The sequence below is a fragment of the Flavobacterium sp. genome (assembly GCF_044361015.1).
In the GTDB taxonomy this organism is placed as follows: Bacteria; Bacteroidota; Bacteroidia; order Flavobacteriales; family Flavobacteriaceae; genus Flavobacterium.
This window is the reverse complement of sequence record NZ_JBIKJL010000002.1, coordinates 104960-128404: the sequence shown is the minus strand read 5'-3', so window position 1 is coordinate 128404 and position 23445 is coordinate 104960. Positions and strand designations below refer to the sequence as shown.

Annotated in this window: 25 protein-coding genes and 1 tRNA gene; 22 read left to right on the top strand and 4 right to left on the bottom strand. The window is 31.3% G+C overall.

The features are described from left to right. Positions 1-9: 9 nt before the first annotated feature. Positions 10-450: a GNAT family N-acetyltransferase gene (locus ACIQ2Z_RS01725; RefSeq protein ID WP_396182438.1), complete on the bottom strand. Its 441-nt coding sequence runs from the start codon at positions 448-450 to the stop codon at positions 10-12. Positions 451-594: 144 nt separating this feature from the next. Here ACIQ2Z_RS01725 and ACIQ2Z_RS01720 point away from each other — a divergent pair. Further along, positions 595-667, top strand: a tRNA-Gly gene (locus ACIQ2Z_RS01720). A gap of 49 nt (positions 668-716) precedes the next feature. Here the strand turns inward: ACIQ2Z_RS01720 and pepE are convergent. Next, the gene (pepE, locus tag ACIQ2Z_RS01715) at positions 717-1421 is read right to left on the bottom strand and encodes a dipeptidase PepE (RefSeq protein WP_396182437.1); all 705 of its coding nucleotides are present in this window, start codon (positions 1419-1421) and stop codon (positions 717-719) included. A gap of 142 nt (positions 1422-1563) precedes the next feature. On the opposite strand from pepE, the gene ACIQ2Z_RS01710 reads away from it, so the two are divergent. From ACIQ2Z_RS01710 to ACIQ2Z_RS01675, 8 genes are all read left to right on the top strand, one after another. After that, positions 1564-2430 carry a carboxypeptidase-like regulatory domain-containing protein gene (locus tag ACIQ2Z_RS01710; RefSeq protein ID WP_396182436.1) on the top strand — a complete coding sequence of 289 codons (867 nt, stop codon included), beginning with the start codon at positions 1564-1566 and terminating at the stop codon, positions 2428-2430. A gap of 108 nt (positions 2431-2538) precedes the next feature. Then, positions 2539-3300: a hypothetical protein gene (locus tag ACIQ2Z_RS01705; RefSeq protein WP_396182435.1), complete on the top strand. Its 762-nt coding sequence runs from the start codon at positions 2539-2541 to the stop codon at positions 3298-3300. Continuing rightward, a complete protein-coding gene (locus ACIQ2Z_RS01700; protein ID WP_396182434.1) occupies positions 3293-4009 on the top strand; it encodes a hypothetical protein in 717 nt (238 codons plus the stop codon). Before ACIQ2Z_RS01705 ends, ACIQ2Z_RS01700 begins: the two co-directional genes overlap by 8 nt. After that, complete coding sequence (locus ACIQ2Z_RS01695) at positions 3999-4787, top strand: carboxypeptidase-like regulatory domain-containing protein (protein ID WP_396182433.1); 789 nt, start codon at positions 3999-4001, stop codon at positions 4785-4787. The genes ACIQ2Z_RS01700 and ACIQ2Z_RS01695 overlap by 11 nt, the downstream gene beginning before the upstream one ends. A 5-nt stretch (positions 4788-4792) precedes the next feature. Then, on the top strand, positions 4793-5296 hold the full coding sequence (locus tag ACIQ2Z_RS01690; protein ID WP_396182432.1) for a DUF6702 family protein: 504 nt from the start codon (positions 4793-4795) through the stop codon (positions 5294-5296). A gap of 58 nt (positions 5297-5354) precedes the next feature. Then, a complete protein-coding gene (locus ACIQ2Z_RS01685) occupies positions 5355-7610 on the top strand; it encodes a M1 family metallopeptidase (protein ID WP_396182431.1) in 2256 nt (751 codons plus the stop codon). Positions 7611-7667: 57 nt separating this feature from the next. Then, entirely contained in the window at positions 7668-8012 is a 345-nt protein-coding gene (locus ACIQ2Z_RS01680) for a twin-arginine translocase TatA/TatE family subunit (RefSeq protein ID WP_396182430.1), read from the top strand. Positions 8013-8014: 2 nt separating this feature from the next. After that, positions 8015-8578 carry a phosphatase PAP2 family protein gene (locus ACIQ2Z_RS01675; RefSeq protein ID WP_396182429.1) on the top strand — a complete coding sequence of 188 codons (564 nt, stop codon included), beginning with the start codon at positions 8015-8017 and terminating at the stop codon, positions 8576-8578. Here the strand turns inward: ACIQ2Z_RS01675 and ACIQ2Z_RS01670 are convergent. After that, positions 8575-9216, bottom strand: coding sequence for an O-methyltransferase (locus tag ACIQ2Z_RS01670; protein WP_396182428.1), 642 nt, complete (start codon positions 9214-9216; stop codon positions 8575-8577). The two genes, ACIQ2Z_RS01675 and ACIQ2Z_RS01670, sit on opposite strands and share 4 nt — an antisense overlap. A gap of 72 nt (positions 9217-9288) precedes the next feature. Here ACIQ2Z_RS01670 and rlmN point away from each other — a divergent pair, with 72 nt between their 5' ends. From rlmN to ACIQ2Z_RS01605, 13 genes are all read left to right on the top strand, one after another. Further along, positions 9289-10341, top strand: a complete 1053-nt coding sequence (gene rlmN, locus ACIQ2Z_RS01665; protein ID WP_396182427.1) for a 23S rRNA (adenine(2503)-C(2))-methyltransferase RlmN — start codon at positions 9289-9291, stop codon at positions 10339-10341. Between the two features lie 48 nt (positions 10342-10389). Further along, positions 10390-11370, top strand: coding sequence for a polyprenyl synthetase family protein (locus tag ACIQ2Z_RS01660; RefSeq protein ID WP_396182426.1), 981 nt, complete (start codon positions 10390-10392; stop codon positions 11368-11370). Between the two features lie 158 nt (positions 11371-11528). Beyond that, the gene (locus ACIQ2Z_RS01655; RefSeq protein WP_396182425.1) at positions 11529-12089 is read left to right on the top strand and encodes an RNA polymerase sigma factor; all 561 of its coding nucleotides are present in this window, start codon (positions 11529-11531) and stop codon (positions 12087-12089) included. Beyond that, positions 12076-12753: a hypothetical protein gene (locus ACIQ2Z_RS01650; protein WP_396182424.1), complete on the top strand. Its 678-nt coding sequence runs from the start codon at positions 12076-12078 to the stop codon at positions 12751-12753. Before ACIQ2Z_RS01655 ends, ACIQ2Z_RS01650 begins: the two co-directional genes overlap by 14 nt. Positions 12754-12786: 33 nt before the next feature. Then, entirely contained in the window at positions 12787-13899 is a 1113-nt protein-coding gene (locus tag ACIQ2Z_RS01645) for a hypothetical protein (protein ID WP_396182423.1), read from the top strand. Positions 13900-13996: 97 nt separating this feature from the next. Beyond that, positions 13997-15985 carry a DNA primase gene (gene dnaG, locus ACIQ2Z_RS01640; protein ID WP_396182422.1) on the top strand — a complete coding sequence of 663 codons (1989 nt, stop codon included), beginning with the start codon at positions 13997-13999 and terminating at the stop codon, positions 15983-15985. 167 nt (positions 15986-16152) lie between these two features. Beyond that, positions 16153-17745: a hypothetical protein gene (locus tag ACIQ2Z_RS01635; RefSeq protein ID WP_396182421.1), complete on the top strand. Its 1593-nt coding sequence runs from the start codon at positions 16153-16155 to the stop codon at positions 17743-17745. Between the two features lie 14 nt (positions 17746-17759). Further along, positions 17760-18092, top strand: a complete 333-nt coding sequence (locus ACIQ2Z_RS01630; protein WP_396182420.1) for a hypothetical protein — start codon at positions 17760-17762, stop codon at positions 18090-18092. A gap of 460 nt (positions 18093-18552) precedes the next feature. Beyond that, positions 18553-20256 carry a T6SS effector amidase Tae4 family protein gene (locus ACIQ2Z_RS01625; RefSeq protein WP_396182419.1) on the top strand — a complete coding sequence of 568 codons (1704 nt, stop codon included), beginning with the start codon at positions 18553-18555 and terminating at the stop codon, positions 20254-20256. Between the two features lie 19 nt (positions 20257-20275). After that, on the top strand, positions 20276-20695 hold the full coding sequence (locus ACIQ2Z_RS01620) for a hypothetical protein (protein ID WP_396182418.1): 420 nt from the start codon (positions 20276-20278) through the stop codon (positions 20693-20695). A gap of 119 nt (positions 20696-20814) precedes the next feature. Further along, the gene (locus ACIQ2Z_RS01615; protein WP_396182417.1) at positions 20815-21237 is read left to right on the top strand and encodes a hypothetical protein; all 423 of its coding nucleotides are present in this window, start codon (positions 20815-20817) and stop codon (positions 21235-21237) included. A gap of 446 nt (positions 21238-21683) precedes the next feature. Beyond that, positions 21684-22433, top strand: coding sequence for a hypothetical protein (locus ACIQ2Z_RS01610; protein ID WP_396182416.1), 750 nt, complete (start codon positions 21684-21686; stop codon positions 22431-22433). A 42-nt stretch (positions 22434-22475) separates the two neighbouring features. After that, positions 22476-22658, top strand: a complete 183-nt coding sequence (locus tag ACIQ2Z_RS01605) for a hypothetical protein (RefSeq protein WP_396182415.1) — start codon at positions 22476-22478, stop codon at positions 22656-22658. Between the two features lie 66 nt (positions 22659-22724). Here ACIQ2Z_RS01605 and ACIQ2Z_RS01600 read toward each other — a convergent pair whose 3' ends face one another. After that, the gene (locus tag ACIQ2Z_RS01600) at positions 22725-23354 is read right to left on the bottom strand and encodes a response regulator transcription factor (RefSeq protein WP_290860388.1); all 630 of its coding nucleotides are present in this window, start codon (positions 23352-23354) and stop codon (positions 22725-22727) included. Positions 23355-23445: the final 91 nt, after the last annotated feature.

Here is a 23445-nt window from a genome sequence, read left to right as displayed (position 1 = left end):
AACAATGGGCTAAATCAATTTTTTATACATTACAAAATGGGTGCCAATGTCATTTATAATAAAAGATTCACCAATAACTGTATATCCCATTTTTTTATAAAAATCAACTGCTGTTTCACGGGCATTAAACCAAAGTAAATTACAATTGTATTTTTGAATGATATGTTCAGCCTCTTTAACGAGTTTAATGCCGTAGCCCATTTTTTGATGGTGTTTCAAAACCGCCATTCCACGTATTTGGAATTGTTTTTTATCTGTAAAGTTGACATTTTTGTTCTTAAATAATGAAATTACACCAATTAAAGCACAATTAATATACAACCCTAAATGAATAGTGGAATGAAGTTCGTCGCCTTCAAAGCGGCAACTTTCAAGCGGTTTATCTTTTCTCAAAACAGGATGCCTGACAGAATAGGTTTCTAATGCAGTTATTTCTCTAATCGTAAGCATGATTCAATAGCATTAATTACATTAATCTAAAGATATAACAATTTAAGAATAAAACCATTACAATTTAAGTTAGCTTTAAGATATTTTTTTTCATAAAAAATTTGCATCAAAGTAAAGTAATTATCTATATTTGCACTCACAAATGCGGAAGTAGCTCAGTTGGTAGAGCTCCAGCCTTCCAAGCTGGTTGTCGCGAGTTCGAGCCTCGTCTTCCGCTCTGCTAAAACCTTAAACGTAAGTTTGGGGTTTTCTTTTTTTATAATCTACTATAAATAATTCAGCTCACTTACACTCTCTAACTCAACCGGTTCTTGGTTTTGTCTGAATAAGCGAGCGGTTAAAGTTCCTCGCAATAAAATGGAGTCTCCTTTTACCTCCAACCAGCTGCCTTCGCGTAATCCTAAAACGGCAGGAGTATTGAATTGATGAAATTCTTTGATTCTGGTTTCACGTGTTTCGCCCATATGTGTGGAATTCACATCAGGGTCTAAATAATGCGGATTTAAATTAAAAGGAATAACTCCCAACGTTGCAAAACTTGGCGGATAAATAATAGGCATATCATTGGTTGTTTGCATGGTCAATCCACAAATATTACTACCGGCACTTGTGCCTAAATAAGGCGTCCCCTTTTCGATGGTTTGTTTTAAAACATCCATCACTTTATTTTCATACAACTGCGAAACCAATAAAAAAGTGTTTCCGCCTCCCGTGAAAATTCCTTCCGCTTGCTCAATGGCTTCAATTGGATTTGAAAATTCGTGAATTCCTTTAACGGAAATACCAATGGAGTTAAAAACAGATGCAACTTTTTGAGTATATGCTTCATGAGAAATTCCACTCGGTCGGGCATAAGGAATGAATAGAATCGATTGGCAAGCAGCAAAATGTACTTTCAGATTTGGCAATAAATAATCAAGGTAACTTCCTCCGTGTATAGTTGAGGTGCTGGCAATAATTAGGTTTTTCATTTCATTGGAATTTATACAAAAGTAAGGGTTTATCTCTTCAGAAACTGTTTCAGTTTAACAAATAATTACAAAGTCTTTGGGAGGATATTGGGAAGAAAACACAATATTTTTACCATTAGTTTTTCAATTAAGAAATTCAATTATGAAAAATCAGGGACTAATCTTTTTTTTGTTTTTACTTTTTTTAACTCAAGGTTTTTCACAAGTAGTTTTTAAAGGTAGTGTTGCCAATTTTTCAACAAAAGAGCTATTAGCCTATGTAAATATTGGAATAAGAAATAAAGAAGTTGGAACCATTTCTGATAAAAACGGTAATTTTGTACTAACCATCAATCAAGATATCAGTTTGGATGAGCTAGTGATTTTTTCGCACATTGGATTTGAAACGATTGAATTAAGTTTGAAAAATCTATCCAAACAAAACAAAATTTGGCTTGTTCCTTCAGTAAATGAATTGAATGAAGTTGTTTTAATTCCACCTAAAACATGGACAAAAAAGATTGGTCGCACTGCAAAAGGTGCAGGCATGATGCATATTAGTTTTTACTCTACCTACGAAAAAGAAATCAATGTAGAATTAGGTCGTGAGAGAGGGATGCTTTTCGATATAAAAAATGATTGTAGATTAGACAATCTAAATTTTTGCATCAGCGGTAATGAATTTAGATCGATTAAATTCCGAATGAATATTTACAATTTAAAAGACGGAATGCCGTATGAAAATATCCTCAAAAAGAATATTATAATTGAGGTGAAGAATGGTCAAACGGACTGGGTTCAATTTGATTTAAAACCTTATGAAATTTATTTAGAAAAGGAACTAGAACAAGTAGCGATTACTTTAACATGGTTGGAAAGCGAAAAAAGGGATGATAAAAATTGGCGTTTTGCGTTTTATGCGGCAATGTTGCCTTATTTTACGATGTACAATAGAGATAAATCTATGGCAACTTGGTCTAAATCGGATGCCTGTATAAGTATGTACGTAAATACAACTTGTTATAAATAAGTTAATCTTCAGTGGTTGCTTGATGAAGTGCTATTTTTTTAAAATAAATTTGATGAAGAGTATAAATAATTATCAGTTCTAAATGCAATTGAATTTCTTAGATAGTTTATGAGAAAATTTTACTTTGTCAAAATGTTGCTTTTCTTTTATTCCCTTTTTATTCATGCTCAAGATATGACTGAAAAAGTAATCAACGGAACAATTATTTGTGATTCAAATTCGGTTGAAGGTGTTCATGTTTTAAATTTAGTAAACGAAAAATCAACAGTTACTGATCGAAATGGACATTTTTCAATCATAGCTAAACAGGGTGATTTGTTAGTTTTTTCGGCGGTTCATTTAAACTATTGGCGAAAAAGTGTGAAAGAAAATGATTTTAAAACAGGATTTTTAGAAGTGACAATGACTCCCAAAGAAGTGAAATTAAATGAAGTGGTATTAACGGAATACACCAAAATTAATGCACAAGAGTTAGGGATAATTAACTATAAACCTAAAGCATATACTCCTGCCGAACGAAAGTTACGCCCAACTAAAATAACACAAATGGATTTAATAGGTCTGATGGCTTTTAGATTACCCTTAGATCCATTATTGTATTGGGCTACGGGACGAACAAAAATGCTTAAAAACGATTTGAAAATTGAAAAAAAAGAACTACTTTTAAGGAAGTTGAACGATTGGAATGACAATGAGTTTTATGCAAATCAACTGAAAATTCCAAAGGAATTTGTTGATGGATTTAAATATTATATCATTTATGACGATGAATTAATGAGTTATTTACAGTCAAATAATAAAATAAAGGGCAATTTTCGAATCTCGAAACTGGCAACTGATTTTTTAATCTACTTGGAAGAATATGAATAAGGTACTATTTTTATTGCTCATTTTTTCATCAGCCAAAGTGTTTTCACAAAATGAAAAACAAATTCGTGGCGTTATCAAAGTTGAAAATGCTTCGGTAGAAGGGATTCATGTTTTAAATTTAGTTTCTGAAAAAGCAACGATTACTAATGCAAAAGGAGAATTTTATTTAGAGGTAAATGAAGATGATTTATTGGTTTTTTCAGCTGTTCATCTCAATTATTGGCGAAAAATCATCACTAAAAAAGAGATTAACGATGGTTTTGTAGAAATTAACATGACTTCAAAAGTTAATCAATTAGAGGAAGTGGTAGTTTCTGAAAACACTAAAATAACAGCACAAAATTTAGGAATTATCACTTACAAACCGGTAAGTTATACCCCTGCAGAACGAAGAATTAGAACGGCAACAACAGGTTTTTTAGATCCATTGTTAAATTGGGTTTCCGGTAGAACGAAAAATTTAAAGAGAGAGCTGGAAGTTGAAAAAAGAGAGCGATTAATTATTCGTTTGGAAAGTTATTTTGAAGATGCATTTTTTATAAATTCACTTAAGATTCCAAAAGAATATGTGAATGGATTTAAATTTTATGTGGTAGAAGATATTGACTTAGCAGAAGCGTTAACTTCAAAAAACAAAGTGAGAGCCACCTTTATTTTAGGTGAGTTGTCGCAAGAATTTTTAACTTTTTTAAATTCTTATGAAAAATAATTTTCTTTTAATAGCCACCTTTTTTATAATACAATTTTCCTATAGTCAATTTGTGCCAAGAGTTGTATTAAAAGGAAAAATTGTTGCTGAATCATTGTCTATTGATAATGTAACTGTTTTTAATATATCTTCTAACAAAGGAGCAATCTCAGATCATTTGGGCTACTTTACTTTGTATGCCAGACCAAGTGATACATTAGTTTTTTCCAGTGTAGTTTTTAAATCCAAAAAATTGATTCTAGCTGAGATTGATTTTAAAGTTGAAGTTGTTTATGTCAAATTAGAGGAATTTATTAATGAATTAGATGAAGTTGTCGTGACACCAAAAACGTTAACAGGTGATTTAGTCAAAGATGTTAAAAATATGAAAGTGACCGACATGAATCCGGCTTTTGATAGTGGACAAATTACTGATTTACAATTTGAAAAAGATGCCAGTTCTACTCCTAAAAACCCGGGTATTTATGATGGAACAATTACTTACGGTATGGACTTTGTTAAAATTGGTAAGATGATTGGAAAAATTTTCGTAAAAGATAAACCCAAAGAAATGGTTTTTACCTCTTCAAAGAATTTTCAAGAAGCAGTAAAAGATAAATTTACCTATAACTTTTTTACGGAAACACTTGAACTAAACAAAGACGAAATCGGGTTATTTTTAGCTTATTGTGATTCAGACCCAAAGGTGAAAGAGCTGTTAGCTGTAAATAGAGAAATTGATTTAATAGACTTTTTAATCAGTAAAAGCAAAGAATATAAAAACCTTCCTAAGGATTAATTTAAATGAGAAAAAAGATAAAAATTGTTTTTATAGCTATTTTTTTTATAGGATTATGTTCTTTCACGATACATAAATTTTATGTTTCTGTGACACAAATTAATTTTGTTCCTGAAAAGAAAGTAATACAAATTACAGCTCGTTTTTTTATTGATGATTTGAATAATGCGTTAGAAAAAAGTCATAAAACTAAGTTCTATTTGGGTTCTTCTAAAGAGTCAGCAGTTCAATTGGAACAATTTAAAAAGTATATATCAGATAATTTTTCCATTAAAGTAAATGCAAAATTTAAAGAGATTCAATTTGTAAAAAAAGAAATAGAAGATGATGTATTTATCATTTATCTAAAAGTAAGCAATGTTTCCAAAGTGAATTCTATAGAAGTTAAAAACACTCTTTTATTTGATTTTATTACTGAACAACAAAACATCATTCACACCCAAGTTTTAAACAAGAAACAAAGTGCTCTGTTAACTCCTGATAATCCCAACGAGTTGTTAAATTACTGATAAAAAAATTTCTGCTACTTTAAAATGTTTATTTTAGTTCTTTCAAAAAAAAATTTAGATGAAGAAGCTGCTATTTTTCGGATTATTTCCAGCCTTATTGTTGGCACAAGAAAAAACTGAAACAAAAAGAGAATCAGGTCATTACGACACGAATAAATTTAGCCAACTCTATGATTTATTTGCTACACCCAATATGTTCAGAACGGCCTCCGGTGCACCAGGGCCGGCTTATTATCAGCAACAGGCAGATTATAAAATGGATGTTGTTTTAGATGATAAAAACAAACGAATTGATGGGGTTGAAACGATCACGTATCACAATAATTCGCCTGAAACATTAGAATATCTTTGGGTTCAATTAGACCAAAATATGAGTGCCCGACAATCGAAAACGCCATTAATTGAAAGTCAAAAAATAGAGGGCTCAGTTCCTGTTGATGGATTTGTGAAAAATTACATGCAACAAGCTTTTGATGGTGGATTTAATTTGGTTTATGTGAATGATGCTAATGGGAAACCACTTTCCTACGTTATTAATCAAACCATGATGCGAATTGATTTACCATCTCCATTAAAACCAAAGGAAAAAGTTTCTTTTTCAATTAAATGGTGGTACAATATCAATAATTATAGAATAGATGGTGGCCGTTCCGGTTATGAAGAGTTTGAAAAAGATGGAAATAGATTGTATGTTATTGCTCAGTTTTTTCCAAGAATGGCGGTTTATAATGATGTAGAGGGCTGGCAAAATATGCAGTTTTGGGGAAGAGGAGAGTTTGCCTTGGCTTTTGGGAATTATGATGTAAATATAACTGTTCCGGCAGACCATGTGTTAGAAGCTACTGGAGTTTTATTGAATAGAAAAGAAGTTTTTACGCCCGAACAAGTAAAAAGATATGAATTAGCTGAAAAAACATTTGATAAGCCCGTTTTAATTATTACACCAGACGAGGCAAAAGCAACTGAAAAAGGGTTTTCTGATAAAACAAAAACATGGAAATTCAGCGCTGAAAATGTGAGAGATTTTGCGTTTTCTTCCTCCAGAAAATTCATTTTTGATGCCATGGCAGTTAAATTAGAAACCAAAAATGTAATGGCTATTTCTCTCTATCCTAATGAGAGCAATCCGTTGTGGGAACAATATTCTACCAGAGCGGTGGCTCAAACATTAAAAACATATTCTAAACATACGTTTGATTATCCTTATCATAAAGCAATTTCTGTTTCTGCTGAAGATCAAGGAATGGAATACCCAATGATTTGTTGGAATTATGGTCGACCAGATGCCAACGGATATGTTTCAGACCGAATCAAATACGGTATGATTAGCGTAATTATTCACGAAGTTGGACATAATTATTTTCCGATGATTGTCAATTCTGATGAACGCCAGTGGTCTTGGATGGATGAAGGCTTAGACACGTTTTTACAATATTTAGCTGAACAAGATTTCATGGAAAATTACCCGTCAAGTCGCGGTCCTGCTCACAAAATCGTCCCTTATATGAGTGGAGACCAAAAGTTTTTAGAACCAATCATGTCTAATTCTGAAGGCATTCACCAATTTGGAGCTAATGCTTACTCTAAACCTGCAACCGGATTGAATATTCTGCGTGAAACTATCATGGGTCGCGAATTGTTTGACCATGCTTTTAAAACGTATGCTAACCGATGGAAATTTAAACATCCAACGCCGGAAGATTTTTTTAGAACAATGGAAGATGCTTCAGCGGTTGACTTAGATTGGTTTTGGAGAGGCTGGTTTTTCTCCACCGATTATGTGGACATTGGAATCAAAGAAGTCAAACAATACTTTGTAACCGATGAACCTACGGCGGAATTAAAAGACATTAAAACCCGAAGAGGTAGATTTGGCACAGCAAATGGACCTTATGTGTATTTAGTGGAAGGAAATAATACACAACTCAATCAAAAAAATAAAAAAGATTTAACCATTTCAGAAGTTAAACCCTTGAATGATTTTGTTACCACTAAATTTAATGCGGAAGAACAACGTAATTTAAAAACACCAAAGTACTTTTATGAAGTTACTTTTGACAAACCCGGTGGAATGATTATGCCGATTATAGTTGAGTTGCAATTTGAAGATGGTTCTTCCGAAACCTTTAAATTTCCTGAACAAATTTGGCGTAGAAGTAATCAATCAGCAACCCGAGTGTTTGCAACAGAAAAACAGGTTAAGAAAATCCAATTAGATCCAAAACTAGAAACAGCTGATATTGATGTGAGCAATAATATGTGGCCAAAAGAAGTATTAAAATCTAAATTTGACGAAGCAGAAAAAACGAAATAAACGGGTTTATTCAAAACTGAAATTCTTCGTATATTTGCTCAAAATAATATTGTAATTATGTTTGGAATTGGAGGAGGAGAGTTTATTCTCATCATTTTTATGGTTCTTATGCTTTTTGGCTCTGATAAGATTCCTGAAATTGCCAGAACATTAGGAAAGATGATGCGGCAACTTAAACACGCAACGGATGACATTAAAAGTGAAATCCAAAAAAGTGCCGATGCAAATGGATTAGATTCACAAAGTTTATCTTCCGGAATTTCTCAGGAAATACAAAAAGTAAAACAAGATTTTAACGAAATTGTTAAACCAACTGATTTAGATACTGCTTTCAAAACTGAAATTGAAAATACAAAGGAAGATATTGAACAAATTACCGGTCCAATTAAAAGACAATTATAGTTTTGGAAAAATTAATTGAAATCGATAAAAAAGCACTTTTTTTTCTCAATAACCTAGGCTCTGAACAGTGGGACGGATTTTGGCTAGTGATTACCAAACAATTGTATTGGGCTCCCTTTTTTGCAGTATTATTTTATTTATTAATTAAAAAAATTGGATGGAAACAATTTGGTTTTTTTGTGCTTTTTCTCGCGTTACTCATTTTAGCAACTGACCAAATAACAAATTTGTTTAAATTTAGTTTTGAACGACTTAGGCCTTGTAATGATCCGGCCGTAAAAGAGTATATTCGAGTCGTTCAAGAACGCGTTTCTCATAGTTTTTTTTCAGGTCATGCTTCGAATTCCTTGGCTTCTACAACTTTCTTTTTTTTGATTTTCAGAAAATATTATCAATTTGGATTGTTGTTATTTCTATTTCCTTTGGTTTTCGCTTATAGCAGAATTTATTTAGGATTACATTTCCCAAGTGATATTTTAGCAGGCTATATTTTTGGTCTTTTTACAGGAACACTTTTTTATAGAATTTACATTCTTTTTCAAGCGAAATATTTCCCGTTGAATTAAAGAACCCGACTAACAGTTAGGCCATCACGAATAGGTAATAACACCGTCTCCACTCTAATGTCATCTTTGAGTCGTTTGTTGTATTCCAAAAGAACTTGTGTACTTAAATCTCCTTCTTTTAAGGGTTCAACTACTTTTCCTGACCATAAAACATTGTCAGATAAAATAATGCCACCTTTATTCATTTTTGGCACAATCAATTCGTAATAATTGAGGTAATTTTCTTTGTCTGCATCAATAAAAACTAAATCAAATGTTGTTTCTATCTTGGGAATGATGTCAATCGCTTCGCCTAAATGTTGCACAATCTGATTTCCCCAAGACGATTTATCAAAATATTTTCGTTGAAAATCTACTAATTCTTCTTTAATATCAATGGTGTGAACCATTCCGTTTTCCTGCATACCTTCACATAAACATAAGGTAGCATAACCGGTATAAGTACCAATTTCCAAAATATTTTTTGGCCGAATTAATTTAGATAACATACTTAAAACTCTTCCCTGAAAATGACCGCTCAACATGCGTGGCAGTAAAATTTTCTGATATGTTTCTTTGTTTAGTTGGGCTAATAATTCAGGCTCATTTTGCGAATGAAAGGCAACGTAATCTTCTAAATCTTCGGAGAGGAAATGCATATAAAATTTATTTTGGTCAAAATTACAAATTATTAACTTACCTAATCCACAAATACTTCCTATTTTTGCACCATGAATACCACCAAAAAAGACATTAGGGCATTAACTAAAGAACAACTTAGAGAATTTTTTTTTTCTCAAGGCGATAAAGCCTTTCGTGGTAATCAGATTTACGAATGGTTGTGGAGTAAAAAAGTCTATCAATTTGATGATATGACTAATATTTCTAAAGAAACCCGTCAAATGCTTGAAGATAATTTTGTGATTAATCACATCAAAGTCGATCAAATGCAACGCAGTGAAGATGGAACTGTGAAAAATGCTGTACGTTTGTATGACGGAATGGTGGTGGAAAGCGTTTTGATTCCAACGCCAACTCGAACAACGGCTTGTGTTTCAAGTCAAGTGGGTTGCAGTTTAGATTGTAATTTTTGTGCAACAGCTCGTTTGAAACGCATGCGAAACCTCAATCCGGATGAGATTTATGACCAAGTAGTTGCCATCGATAACGAAAGCCGTTTGTACTTTGATCGGCCACTTTCCAATATTGTTTTTATGGGAATGGGTGAGCCGTTGATGAATTACAACAATGTGCTCAAAGCGATTGAAATGATTACTTCGCCGGAAGGATTGGGAATGTCGCCTAAACGAATTACACTTTCTACATCAGGTATTCCCAAAATGATAAAAAAGATGGCAGATGATGAAGTGAAATTCAAATTAGCCGTTTCATTGCATTCAGCTAATGACGAAATTCGTTCGGAAATTATGCCTTTTTCTAAAAATTTTCCATTAAGAGATTTACGTGAAAGTCTGGAATATTGGTATTCAAAAACCAAAAGCAAAATCACCTATGAATATGTGGTTTGGAAAGGAATCAATGATGATAAAAAATCGATTGATGCTCTGGTTAAGTTTTGTAAATATGTGCCATGTAAAGTCAATTTAATCGAATACAATCCCATTGACGACGGTTTGTTTCAGCAAGCCTCAGATGCGGTTTTGGAAAATTATGTCACTGCTTTGGCTAAGATTGGTGTAATTGCTAAAGTTCGTCGCAGTCGTGGTAAAGATATTGACGCAGCTTGCGGACAATTAGCTAACAAAAACGAATCGGTTTCCTAACAGTAGTATGTTGTGATTTTCTAACATTCTGCCTATCTTTGGACTTTCATGAAAATCACCGAACAAATTAAACAACCCATCATCAAAGAAATGGAACTTTTCGAACAAAAGTTCTACGATTCGATGTCTTCAAAAGTCGCTTTACTCAACAGAATCACTTTTTATATTGTAAACAGAAAAGGCAAACAAATGCGTCCGATGTTTGTTTTCTTAACTGCAAAAATGGTTTCAGGCGGAAATGTAAATGAACGAACGTATCGTGGTGCTTCTGTGATTGAATTAATTCATACGGCAACCTTAGTGCATGATGATGTGGTAGATGATAGCAACCGTCGCAGAGGTTTTTTCTCCATCAATGCTTTATGGAAGAATAAAATTGCGGTTTTAGTTGGCGATTTCCTATTGTCCAAAGGATTGTTACTTTCGATTGATAACAACGATTTTGATCTATTGAAAATAATATCTGTCGCCGTCCGTGAAATGAGTGAAGGCGAATTACTTCAAATTGAAAAAGCCCGTCGTTTAGATATTACTGAGGACATTTATTACGAAATCATCCGACAAAAAACAGCAACGTTAATTGCGGCTTGTTGTTCCTTAGGTGCTTGTTCTGTTGTTCCTGAAAATACCGAAGTAGTTGAAAAGATGCGAAAATTTGGTGAATTGATTGGAATGGCCTTTCAAATTAAAGACGATTTGTTCGATTATACCGAAGAATCTATCGGAAAACCAACGGGGATTGATATCAAAGAGCAAAAAATGACGCTTCCTTTAATTTATACGTTGAATAATTGTTCTTCTAAAGAAAAAAGTTGGTTAATCAACTCCATAAAAAACCACAATAAAGACAAAAAACGCGTGAAAGAAGTCATCGCTTTTGTCAAAAACAACAGTGGTTTGGCTTATGCCGAACAAAAAATGGTACAGTTTCAACAAGAAGCTCATCAAATTTTAAATGATTTTCCGGCTTCCGACTATAAAGATGCCTTAACATTAATGGTAAATTACGTCATTGAGCGAAAAAAATAATTTTCATATATTATTGATAATCAATCAGTAAAGGCTAATTTTGAAATTATTTTTTCTTTTTTCTATACCTACATGCAACGATTTTGAGACAACTGTCGTCTATACTTATAGAAATCGGTTGAAGTTTGTGTTTTTTCCCGATTGCTTGAAACATTTTTATGAAGGTAATCAACTTACATCAAGAGGAGCAAACTATTATCCAAATGGCAATCGACCAAAATCGATTTGCACAACAACAGATATATACTAAGTATTCTTCAAAAATGTTGAGTGTTTGCCGGCAATATATCAAAGATCTTCAGTTGGCAGAAGATGTGATGATTACAGCGTTTATGAAAGTGTTTACACATCTTAAAAATTTTGAACACAAGGGAAGTTTTGAAGGATGGATTCGCCGAATCATGATTAATGAATGTGTTTCATTTATAAGAGTTCAAAAACAAGTCAAATTCATCGAAGAAGAAGCTTTTTTTGAGGAAAGGCATAATGATATTGAAAGCAAATTTTCGGTTGATGATATTCAGTTTCTCATTGATGGTTTACCGGATGGTTACCGTATGATTTTCAATCTGTATGCAATAGAAGGGTACAAACATCAGGAAATAGCAGTAATGTTAGGAATTAATGAAGGAACATCCAAATCGCAATTATCTCACGCCAGAAAGATGCTTCAAAATCAGATTAACAAATTAAAAAATTACGAAAATGGAACCGAATAATATAGAAAAACAAATGAAAGAAAAGTTGAATCAGCGAACAATTCAACCGTCAGCCAATGCATGGGATCGTTTAGATGCGATGCTCTCTGTTACAGAACAAAAACCAAAAAGAAATTTTAAATGGCTTTCTTTTGCGGCTGTTTTTGTTGGATTCACATTGATTGGAATTTTTATATTGAATAAAGAAAAACCTATTGAAAATGTAATTCCGTCTAACCCAATTGTTTTGGAAAACGAAACAGAAAAAGTTGAAAATCTGAACGAAAAAGAAAATACTATTTCATCCGAAGAAAATCAGAAAGAAGTAGCCATAATAAATCAATCAAAGAAAAAAATGGAGGAACAACCTGTTGCAATCAATCCCAAGAAAGATTTTTTATTAGATAACCATTCCAAAACAGAAGAAGTAATCGTTGAAAATCAGTCAAAAGAAGCAATAAATAAATACGTCAATACAAAATCACTTCTGGCTGAAATCGAAACAGGAGAAAAATTTGAAATACCAACACTTTCAAAAAATCCATCTGTAAAAGTAGATGCTAATGCTTTACTTTCTTCGGCAGAAAAAGAAGTTGAGGAAACATTTAGAGACAAAGTTATTCAATCGATTAATAAAAAATACAATTCGGTTAAGTCAACGTTGGCTAATCGAAATTACGAGTAAATCAATCAATAAGAACATTTAAATTTTAAAATTATGCAAAAAATTATTTTTTATGTAGCCGTACTTTTATGCTCATTTGTTACCCAAATGTATAGCCAAAGTACTTTTGAAGAAAAAGCGAAAGTAATCGCTCAAAATATTTCAAGAATCACAGCCGAAGAAAAAGAGGCTTTGAAAAAAGAAGTGGAAGAAATTAATAAATTACTTGAAGCCGGCACTATTTCTCCGACTGTTGCAGACGAACGAAAAATTAAAGCGGCAGAAGAACGAGCTAGAAGCATTGAAATACGAGTGGCTCAAGAACAAGCAAAACTCGATCAGTTAGTAAAAGATCAAGTTAATGGAGAATTTAATCCTAAAACAAAAGGTATTAAAAAAGATAGTATTGAAATCAATGGAAAAAAATACGAAATAATATATACAGTAACGGATTCTAAAGATATCATAAAAGATATGAAAAGTATATTAAAGAAAATATCTATATCAAAATCAGAAAAAAGAACTACTTCTCAATTTGTTTTTGCTTTTGGTATGAATAATTTAATAACCGATGGCGATTTTGATTCGCTGGAAAACAGCGACTTTAAAACATGGGGTTCTAATTTCTTTGAATGGGGATTTACGATGAACACCCGTTTGATGAAAAACCATAATCTGCTACACTTAAAATACGGATTGTCAGTGATGTACAATAATTTGAGAGCCACCGACAATCGTTATTATGTAAAAAATGGAGATGTAACCGAATTGCAAACATTTGAAGACCATGACTTGTGTGAAAATAAATTTAGAAATTCCATGATTGTATTGCCTTTGCATTTAGAGTTTGATTTTACACCAAAATCGATCGGCGATGATGGAGTAACCCGATTTAAATCGCACAGAAGTGCACGATTAGGAATCGGTGGATTTGCGGGTTTAAATTTCCAAACAACTCAAAAATTACGATGGGAAGAAGATGATATTCGAATCAAATATAAACAAAAAGGTGATTTCAATGTCAATACTTTTGTATACGGTTTGAGTGGCTATGTGGGTTATCGTGACACAACCATTTATGTTAAATACAACTTGAATGAGTTGTTTAAAAATAATCCGGTAGATCAAAACAACGTTTCTTTAGGATTGCGTTTCGATTTTAATTAATTACTTGAATTAGTTTTTTTAAACCCTTTCAGAGTTTCTTCTTTGAAAGGGTTTTCTATTTAAAAACTTTGTAACTTTGAAATCTTAATTTTTTTACTTGATTACACAAAATACCATCGATTTAGTTTTTGAAACCGCCCGTGTTGAGGAGGTGATTGGTGATTTTGTGCAACTGAAACGTGCCGGAAGTAATATGAAAGGGCTGAGTCCTTTCTCGAACGAAAAATCGCCGTCTTTTATGGTTTCCCCGGTAAAGCAGATTTGGAAAGATTTTAGCACCGGAAAAGGCGGAAATTCAGTTACTTTTTTGATGGAACACGAACATTTTTCGTTTCCGGAAGCCATTCGTTATTTAGCAAAAAAGTACAATATCGAAATTGAAGAAACGGTTTCAAGCGACGAAGATAAGTTGGTTGCCAATGAAAAAGAGAGCATGTATTTGGTTTCTGAATTTGCGAGTAAGTATTTTCAACATGTTTTGTGGGAAGAAGAAGAGGGAAAGGCAATTGGTTTGTCTTATTTTAAAGAACGTGGTTTTTCAAATGAAACTATCAAAAAATTCAATTTAGGGTATTCACCAAATACGTGGGATGCTTTGACAAAAGAAGCTCTCGGAAAAGCCTATAAATTAGAATTTCTTGAAAAAACCGGACTCACCATTGTTGGTGAAGACAAGCAATTTGACCGATTCAAAGGTCGTGTTATGTTCCCCATTCAAAGTATGTCGGGAAGAGTGCTTGGTTTTGGTGGTCGAATTTTGACGAATGATAAAAAAGTCGCCAAATATCTGAATTCTCCCGAAAGTGAAATTTACCATAAGAGTAATGTACTTTACGGAATTTTTCATGCCAAACAATCCATCGCAAAACTCGACAATTGTTTTTTGGTGGAAGGTTATACCGATGTTATTCAAATGCATCAAGCCGGAATTGAAAACGTAGTTTCTTCATCAGGAACGGCATTAACACCAAATCAAATTCGATTAATTAATCGGTTAACAAAAAATATTACTGTCCTTTTTGATGGTGATGCTGCGGGTTTACGAGCTTCTATTCGTGGAATCGATTTGATTTTGGAAGAAGGGATGAACGTAAAAGTTTGTACTTTTCCTGATGGGGATGACCCGGATAGTTTTGCCAAAAAAACACCTTATGAAGAATTGGCAAAGTATTTAGAAGAAAATTCAAAAGACTTTATTCAGTTCAAAGCGTCTTTGTTAATGAAGGATGCCAAAAATGACCCAATCAAAAAAGCGGATTTGATTAGGGATATGGTGACAAGCATTTCTAAAATTCCGGATCGAATTAAAAAAGAGATTTATATCCAGGAATGTGCCCGAATTATGGATATTTCAGAAGAAGTGCTGTTCAGTACTTTAGCTCAAATGGCTCAAAAAGATTTATCAGAAGCCAATAAAAAATTCAAACAGGAACAAAAAGTATTTGAAGTTGTCAAGAATGAAACAGCAGCAGTACTTTCCAAAGTAGATATAATCACGTTATTAGAAAAAACGATTCTTGAAATTTTGTTATTGTATGGTCATCATGAAGTGGATTTTGAAAATGTCTTTATTCAATTTGATGAAAACGGAAAAGAAATTGAAACTATTGAAAAAGTAAAGCACAAAATTTATGAACGGATTTATTTAAGTTTACAAGAAGATGAAATTGAATTGGCAAATCCTGTTTTCAATGCCATTTATGTTGATTTAGTTTCTCAATATCATCAAAATGAAACATTAGATAAAAATCATTACCTCAATAACTTGCTTCCGGAACATGCCGAAATTGTTACAGATATAGTAATGAATGACGAAAAATACCAATTGCATGGTTGGATTGATAAAAAACAGGTTTTTGTAAAAGAAAAAGATGATTTAGAAATACTTTCCCGATTGGTTTCTGAAACGATTATAACTTTCAGAGAATACCTTATTAATAAATTGAATCGGGAATTAATGCTGCAAATGCAAGAAGAAACTCCGGAACTTTCAACGGAAGAAATCATCACCATGATTAATGATTACAATAAGCTTAAAGTAAGCATCACCCGCCGAATCGGTCGAATGCGGTCGGATTATACCTAGTAAAAAGATTATTTTTATTAAAATTAAAAGTTAAAATTATGTTGATTTAATCAGAAAAATTGTGAGAATGTTTTTTTGCAATTTTAACAGGATTAATCAAAATATTATTTTTAATTTTTACATTTACAGCACATGAGAATTTCACTACAAAAATATTTTTTCTTTTTTTGCTCTCTATTTTTTCTTTGGTTATTTCCTGCCAAACAGAGGAAGTTGTTTTAAAACAGTTTGGCAAAGAACTTCCTGTTACCAAAAAACAAGTTAGGTATTTAGATAGTAAACAATCTCGACATATTTCCTCCAAGTTAGCTTCAAAACTTAACAAACCATTTGGTAAAAATGATTCGTATGATTTCACAACGTTAAGTACTGCAATTGGTGAAGTAGATTTGACTAAAGTGCTTGAAATTACCAATGATTATGGAGTAACAAATTATACCTATTTAGTAAATTCCAGTTTAAGTTCAGACAGTAAATTTTTCAATCTAGTTTATTCTGTTTTTGAAGAAAAAGAAAGTGTGACTCTTTTAGAATTTACCATGGCAGAAGATTTTAAAGAGGATTATTATAATAAAATTAAAAGTATCGCACAGTTTAAAGGGACAATTAATAGTACAGTAATAACAAATTCTTTTCCATGTCCAGAGGTTACAATTGATCCAGGGGATGATATCCAAAATGGTGGATCAGAGACTTCTACAATACCTAATGATTCTAGTATTAATGACAGTAATCCTGTGTCAGGGGGTGGATTTAATAACGGTAATGATACCCCGGGAGGTGGAGGAGGAGAACAGTTTGACTGTGGATGGTTGATTGTAATAATACAATGTAACGGGGGAGGTGGACATGATGGAAGCTATGCTGGGTGTAATGGACCTTTTAAAGGAGCGACATATTTAGTAGATTCGTGTAATGGAGCATTTGTACAATTGTATAAGACAGGGAAAAATGAAAATTATAACACCGAGTCAGATGGAGACACAGGTGATGGAGACCCTTGTCCACCAGCTGACGGTATTGGAATAATTGAGCCTTCTTCTGCATTTATGAATTTTGTGTTTAATTTGCCTACAGATTTAAAAAATTGGCTAACAAAACCTTATCCTCAAGGTGCGTCAGATGAAATTAAAGATATGATTGAGAATTATGTAAATTCTGCTAATGCGGATTTAGCATTTGCGGAGGAGTTGATTGATTCAGCCCTACAAGGAACTTTAATTTCCTCCAAACCTTTTTTCAAATATCCTCCTAATAGTAATTACGCAACACTATATCCTAATTTTACATCACTTGTTAAAGATTACATGGAATACTTAAGAAATGATAATAATTTGATTAATACTATCTCTGATTTGACAGGTCAATCAAATTCAACCATAATAGAACATCTAACATGGGGAAGAGGGGCTGAAATTAATGTAGTCCAATTAGGAAATGCACCTGATGGAACTCAATACAAAGGTATGTTCAATCCTTTATATCCTGATAAAATATTTATTGACATAGATTTGGTACAATATTTGGAAAATCTAACAAATCAAAATGGAGAAAATGATTCTCAAGTTCAATTGTTAAATGGGCTGATAGTTTTTAGTGTTTGTTTACATGAACTTGTACATTTTGAAGATTTTAATTTTGATGGTTTGATGCAAGGAAATAATGATGAAGATTTAGGAGAATTGTTTGAAGCTATCTACCAAGGAGGCTATTTTGAATTTGATGAAAATCATGATGTAGTATTTATAAAAGCTAATTAATCAAACTTGAATTGATGAAGAAAATTTTGTTTATAATTTTTACTATAGGTTGTATCAGCCTTTATAGTCAAACTTTAGTATCAAAAGATAGTATTATAGATTGTGATAAAGTTAAAGATAGATTAATTGACGGAAAAATAACGGATTATGTCAATGGAAAATATATTGCAAAAATTAATTTGCACGAAGAAGAAATATATTTAATTCGAAATACTGATAATAAAAAGTTTTATTATGTATCAAGAGAACTAATGTATAAAATTAAAAAGTGTAAATGTAAAGGGATTAAAATAGAAAAACTCAAAAAGAGGAATGATAAAAATAGTCCTAAAATAGTTAGAGATTAAATAAATAATAATTTTTTAGTGATTGTTTGAATGCTCTATAAAATGAAAGTTATAAAAAAATTAATTTTTTTATTTTTTGTTACTTGTTTATTATCATTGTATTTGTTTTTTAATGAAGATTTGTTTTTCACTCTAAATTTATATGAAACATAATATTTGATAAGTTATTTTTATTTAGCAATATTGTTTTTGTTGATAATTTCAGTAATCATAATCGTAAAAAAGTTAAAACGATGACTAATATTTTTTCAGAGGTTAAAATAATACCAAATCAAACTAATCCTGAAGTTTTTGCTTCAGGATTTTTTATTTTCCATAACCGTTAAAATTATGTTGATTTAATCAGAAAAATTGTGAGAATGTTTTTTTGCAATTTTAACAAGATTAATCAAAATATTATTTTTAATTTTTACATTTACAGCACATGAGAAATTTCACTACAAAAATATTTTTTCTTTTTTTGCTCTCTATTTTTTCTTTGGTTATTTCCTGCCAAACAGAGGAAGTTGTTTTAAAACAATTTGGCAAAGAACTTCCTGTTACCAAAAAACAAGTTAGGTATTTAGATAGTAAACAATCTCGACATATTTCCTCCAAGTTAGCTTCAAAACTTAACAAACCATTTGGTAAAAATGATTCGTATGATTTCACAACGTTAAGTACTGCAATTGGTGAAGTAGATTTGACTAAAGTGCTTGAAATTACCAATGATTATGGAGTAACAAATTATACCTATTTAGTAAATTCCAGTTTAAGTTCAGACAGTAAATTTTTCAATCTAGTTTATTCTGTTTTTGAAGAAAAAGAAAGTGTGACTCTTTTAGAATTTACCATGGCAGAAGATTTTAAAGAGGATTATTATAATAAAATTAAAAGTATCGCACAGTTTAAAGGGACAATTAATAGTACAGTAATAACAAATTCTTTTCCATGTCCAGAGGTTACAATTGATCCAGGGGATGATATCCAAAATGGTGGATCAGAGACTTCTACAATACCTAATGATTCTAGTATTAATGACAGTAATCCTGTGTCAGGGGGTGGATTTAATAACGGTAATGATACCCCGGGAGGTGGAGGAGGAGAACAGTTTGACTGTGGATGGTTGATTGTAATAATACAATGTAACGGGGGAGGTGGACATGATGGAAGCTATGCTGGGTGTAATGGACCTTTTAAAGGAGCGACATATTTAGTAGATTCGTGTAATGGAGCATTTGTACAATTGTATAAGACAGGGAAAAATGAAAATTATAACACCGAGTCAGATGGAGACACAGGTGATGGAGACCCTTGTCCACCAGCTGACGGTATTGGAATAATTGAGCCTTCTTCTGCATTTATGAATTTTGTGTTTAATTTGCCTACAGATTTAAAAAATTGGCTAACAAAACCTTATCCTCAAGGTGCGTCAGATGAAATAAAGGATTTGATAGAAGAGTTTGTAAATCAAGGTGGCAATCAAGATTTTGCTAGGGAGTTGATTGTTTTAGCCATTCAAAACCCTACAATTTATACATCTGAAAGAATGATTAATTGGTTTTTTACTCCAAGGGAGGGTCAGGATTTTTTTTATGACGCAACTTTTTGGGAGAATCCAAATTTAAGTTTCCCTCAGCAAGACTTGCCAACATGGGATGATTTTGATTTGGCATATCCTAGAGATAACGGTGCAGATTTGGTGCTAATAGTTGGAGGAGCAGTACAACAAGCTTATAATGATTATCCAAGTCTATCTCGAGGGTATTGTGCGTTAAAAGTTTCAAGAGCATTAAATTATTCTGGAATAACAATCCCGCAAATTACTACAACTGCAAATAATCCTGGGACAATTCAAGGAAATGACGAGATGTATTACTTTTTAAATGCCAAAGCATTGAATAAGTGGATGAAGAAAACATTTGGCACAAATCCAGCAACAATTTCTGCTCCTTATAATGAAAATCATATTCATATTGATGGTAGTGAAGGAGGAGAAAATGGTATAAATTTTCCTGGCTTAGTCTCTGGTTTAAAGGGAATTTATTCAATGGTTTCCACTAATCCTCAATGGGCCTCTGGTCATGCTGATTTAATTCAAGACGGTTTATGTGTTTTTGGTTGTCATTTTCTGGACACACCTCCTGCACCAATAGATTTTATTGACATATGGGTTTTAGAATAATAATTAAACTTTATTTAAAATGAAAATATATAATATTATTTTAGTAATTCTACTTACTTGTTCATGTAGCTCAAATAAGCGAGATTGTTTTTCATATGATTATAAATCAAAAGATTTTTGGATAAACAGTTACAAATATGAAGTATTTTATGGATGTATTAAAGAAGGTGTGGGTAATGATAGTTTAAGAATCATTTTGAAGGAGAAAGATTTGTTTAATCCAAATTCTGATTTAGATTTTTCAACCATAGATAATGCAAGAGAGAAAGGAAAAAAAATCATTAGTGATATGCCTGATGTATATATTAAAATAGACTCAGGAGAAGAAAAATTGAAAACGAAAAATTTTATTTTATTCAATTGTCTAAATTACTATAAAAGTAAAGAACTTGATTCAATAGCGAATAATGCATATAAAATTTTCCATAGTAAGAGGTAAAGAACAAATTATTGATCATCCTGATATTTTACGACCCTGTGCGGATTGTTTAGGAGGTTGTAATTATCAAATGCCAAATTTTCAAAGAATAGATATTTGGGTTTTAAATTAGATCACATATGAAAAAAGTATCATTTTTAATTTGTATATTTTTATTTTCGTGTAAAAGCTTAAATAAAAACATTATAACCGAAAAAAATCAAGTTCAAAAAGAAGAGGAAAATTATGTTTTTATATTTAAGGAAAGTGTTTTATTTAATTGTTTGAAATGTTCTTATGGTGACTCGTTAATTAAGATAATTTCTAAAAAGGAATTATTTAATAGTTATGATGATTTTAATTTACATTTAGAGAGCTATAAAAATTCAAAAAAAATAGCATTTGAACATTGTAAAAAAATAGGTGAAGTAGAGTATAAATTTGATGACTATAAAGAAGGTCAAAATTATTATTTATCACATTGTTTAAAACTTTATAACAGCAAATATTTAGATTCAATTGCCAAATCTGAGTATAGAGAAAAAGGTACTGTTGGTTATTAATTTCAAATTGCTTTTGTTTTATAAAATGAATTTAAATTTGAAAGGAATATATTCCATGGTAATAAGTCAAGGACAAATAATTGGTCATGCTGATAAAATCAAACTAATCCTGAAGTTTTTGCTTCAGGATTTTTTTGTGCTGAATAGTAGAGTTAAACCAAAAATTTATTATTTTTAAATTATAATAAAAAATCCCCATTTGTAGGGATTGATTTGTGTAAAATAAAATCATAAAATTGTCAAGAGTTACATTTTATGATAAATGATAACCGCCAAACAAAGATTTATTAACCAATTACTATATTTATCATGAAAAAAATCTTTTTGCAATTAGCTCCGGGAAGAGAAAGAGAACAAGTTTATGGAAAATACTTTTAAACATGAAAAAATATAATTATCAAACTTTAATAAAACTACTTTTTTTACTTATATTAACTAACCTTTTTTTGTTTTGTAATCCCCAAAAAGAAATTTTAAAAGATAAACCTATTGAAATAAAAGAAGTTGTTTTTAAAAAATCAACAACAAATGATAAAGATTTGTTAAGTAAATCGATGAAAGATTTTAATGAAAAATTAATCGTTGAATTAAAGAATTCTATAACAGAAGAAGTCAAAGAACAAAATCAAGATATTAATCTAGAAGAAATGAATCAAAAAATAGATTCTTTGAATCCTTTTTTAGAAATGATGTCTTCTGAAATGTTTATTTCTAACAATGAATTCAATCATTTTAAATTTCAGGATTCTTTAATAGTATCCTACGTAACCATAAATAACAAAATTGATGGTGATTACAGAATAATCAATACAAATAAAAGCACATTTCATTACTTGGCAAAAATTGATTCAACAACTGCTTATTATAACAATACTCCTTATAAATATAAAAATGACAAAGAGTTGACAATTAATGAATTTAGAAATGAAAAGAAAATTATTCACGATATTGAGTGTTTTAAAATTCTTGTAATAGCACAGGATAATGTAGATGATGAAGAAATGCCCGAATTTTTGCGAAACCTAACAACAGAATATACAATGTATGTAACTGATAGAATAAAATGTTCTTTTCATCCTATAGTTTGGTACAAAATTATTTTAGACAAATACTATCCGTTGGAAATAGAAGAATCTAATAAGGTTTTAAAAGGATCTGTCATTAAGTATGAACTAGAAAAATTAGTTTTGAAATAATTTTCAAAGATGAATTAGATGTAAAAATTCAAAATTTCTTTTGTGAATTCAAAAAAGCAAACAAAAGAATTATGGGTTACCGAAAACATTAAATCACTTTATCATCCGGTTCTAAAGTATAAAACTATACTTCAAAAATATTATCCATTGGAAATTTCAGAATCTATCGAAGAAATGAATGGCATTAAAAAAATGTATATTATTGATAAATTCGATTTAAAGTAGATACCAATTTTTAAAATTAAAAAATGCCCCAAAATAATAACTTTTGAGACATTTTTCTAAGTATTTTTATACAATCTCCAGTGTTTTTGCTTTGTTAACTAAGTCAACCAAGTTAGTCACATTCAATTTAGTGAGCAATCGCAATTTATAGGTACTGATTGTTTTTTCATTCAATCCTAAAATTTTAGAGATTTCGTTGTTCTTTTTACCATCGCTTAAAAAGCGGAGAACTTCAATTTCACGGTTAGAAAGTTTGCGATACAGACGTTCACTTTTATTTTGCTTAGCAATTAAAGCTAGATTTTTCTTAATGGTATCATTAAATATAATGGCTCCATTATGAACTTTCACAATTACATTGCCAAGGGTTTCTAATTTGGATGTTTTGTGTAAATAAGCAGAAACACCTGCTTTTAAAGAGTTTGGAGCATAAATATTTTCAGATAAATTGCTGAAGATAATAATTTTTGTGCTCGGAAATTCTTTTAAAATGTATTTGACCAGATTAATACTGGTTAAACCCTCTAACTCTAAATCTAAAACTAAGATATCGACAGGTTTAATTTTAAGCATGTCTAAAATCATGTTGTAATTACCAACGTGGCCTACAACACTTATTTCTGCATGGTCTTTAAAGTACGATTTCACCCCGAAATGTACAACGGGTTGGTTATCGGCTAAACAAACTTTAATCATATTAAGTGGTATTTTGGTTGAAAAATGATTATCAATTATTTAGGGCAGTTAAAGATACTACATTTTTTTCTAATGGAATGTATTTCTGACA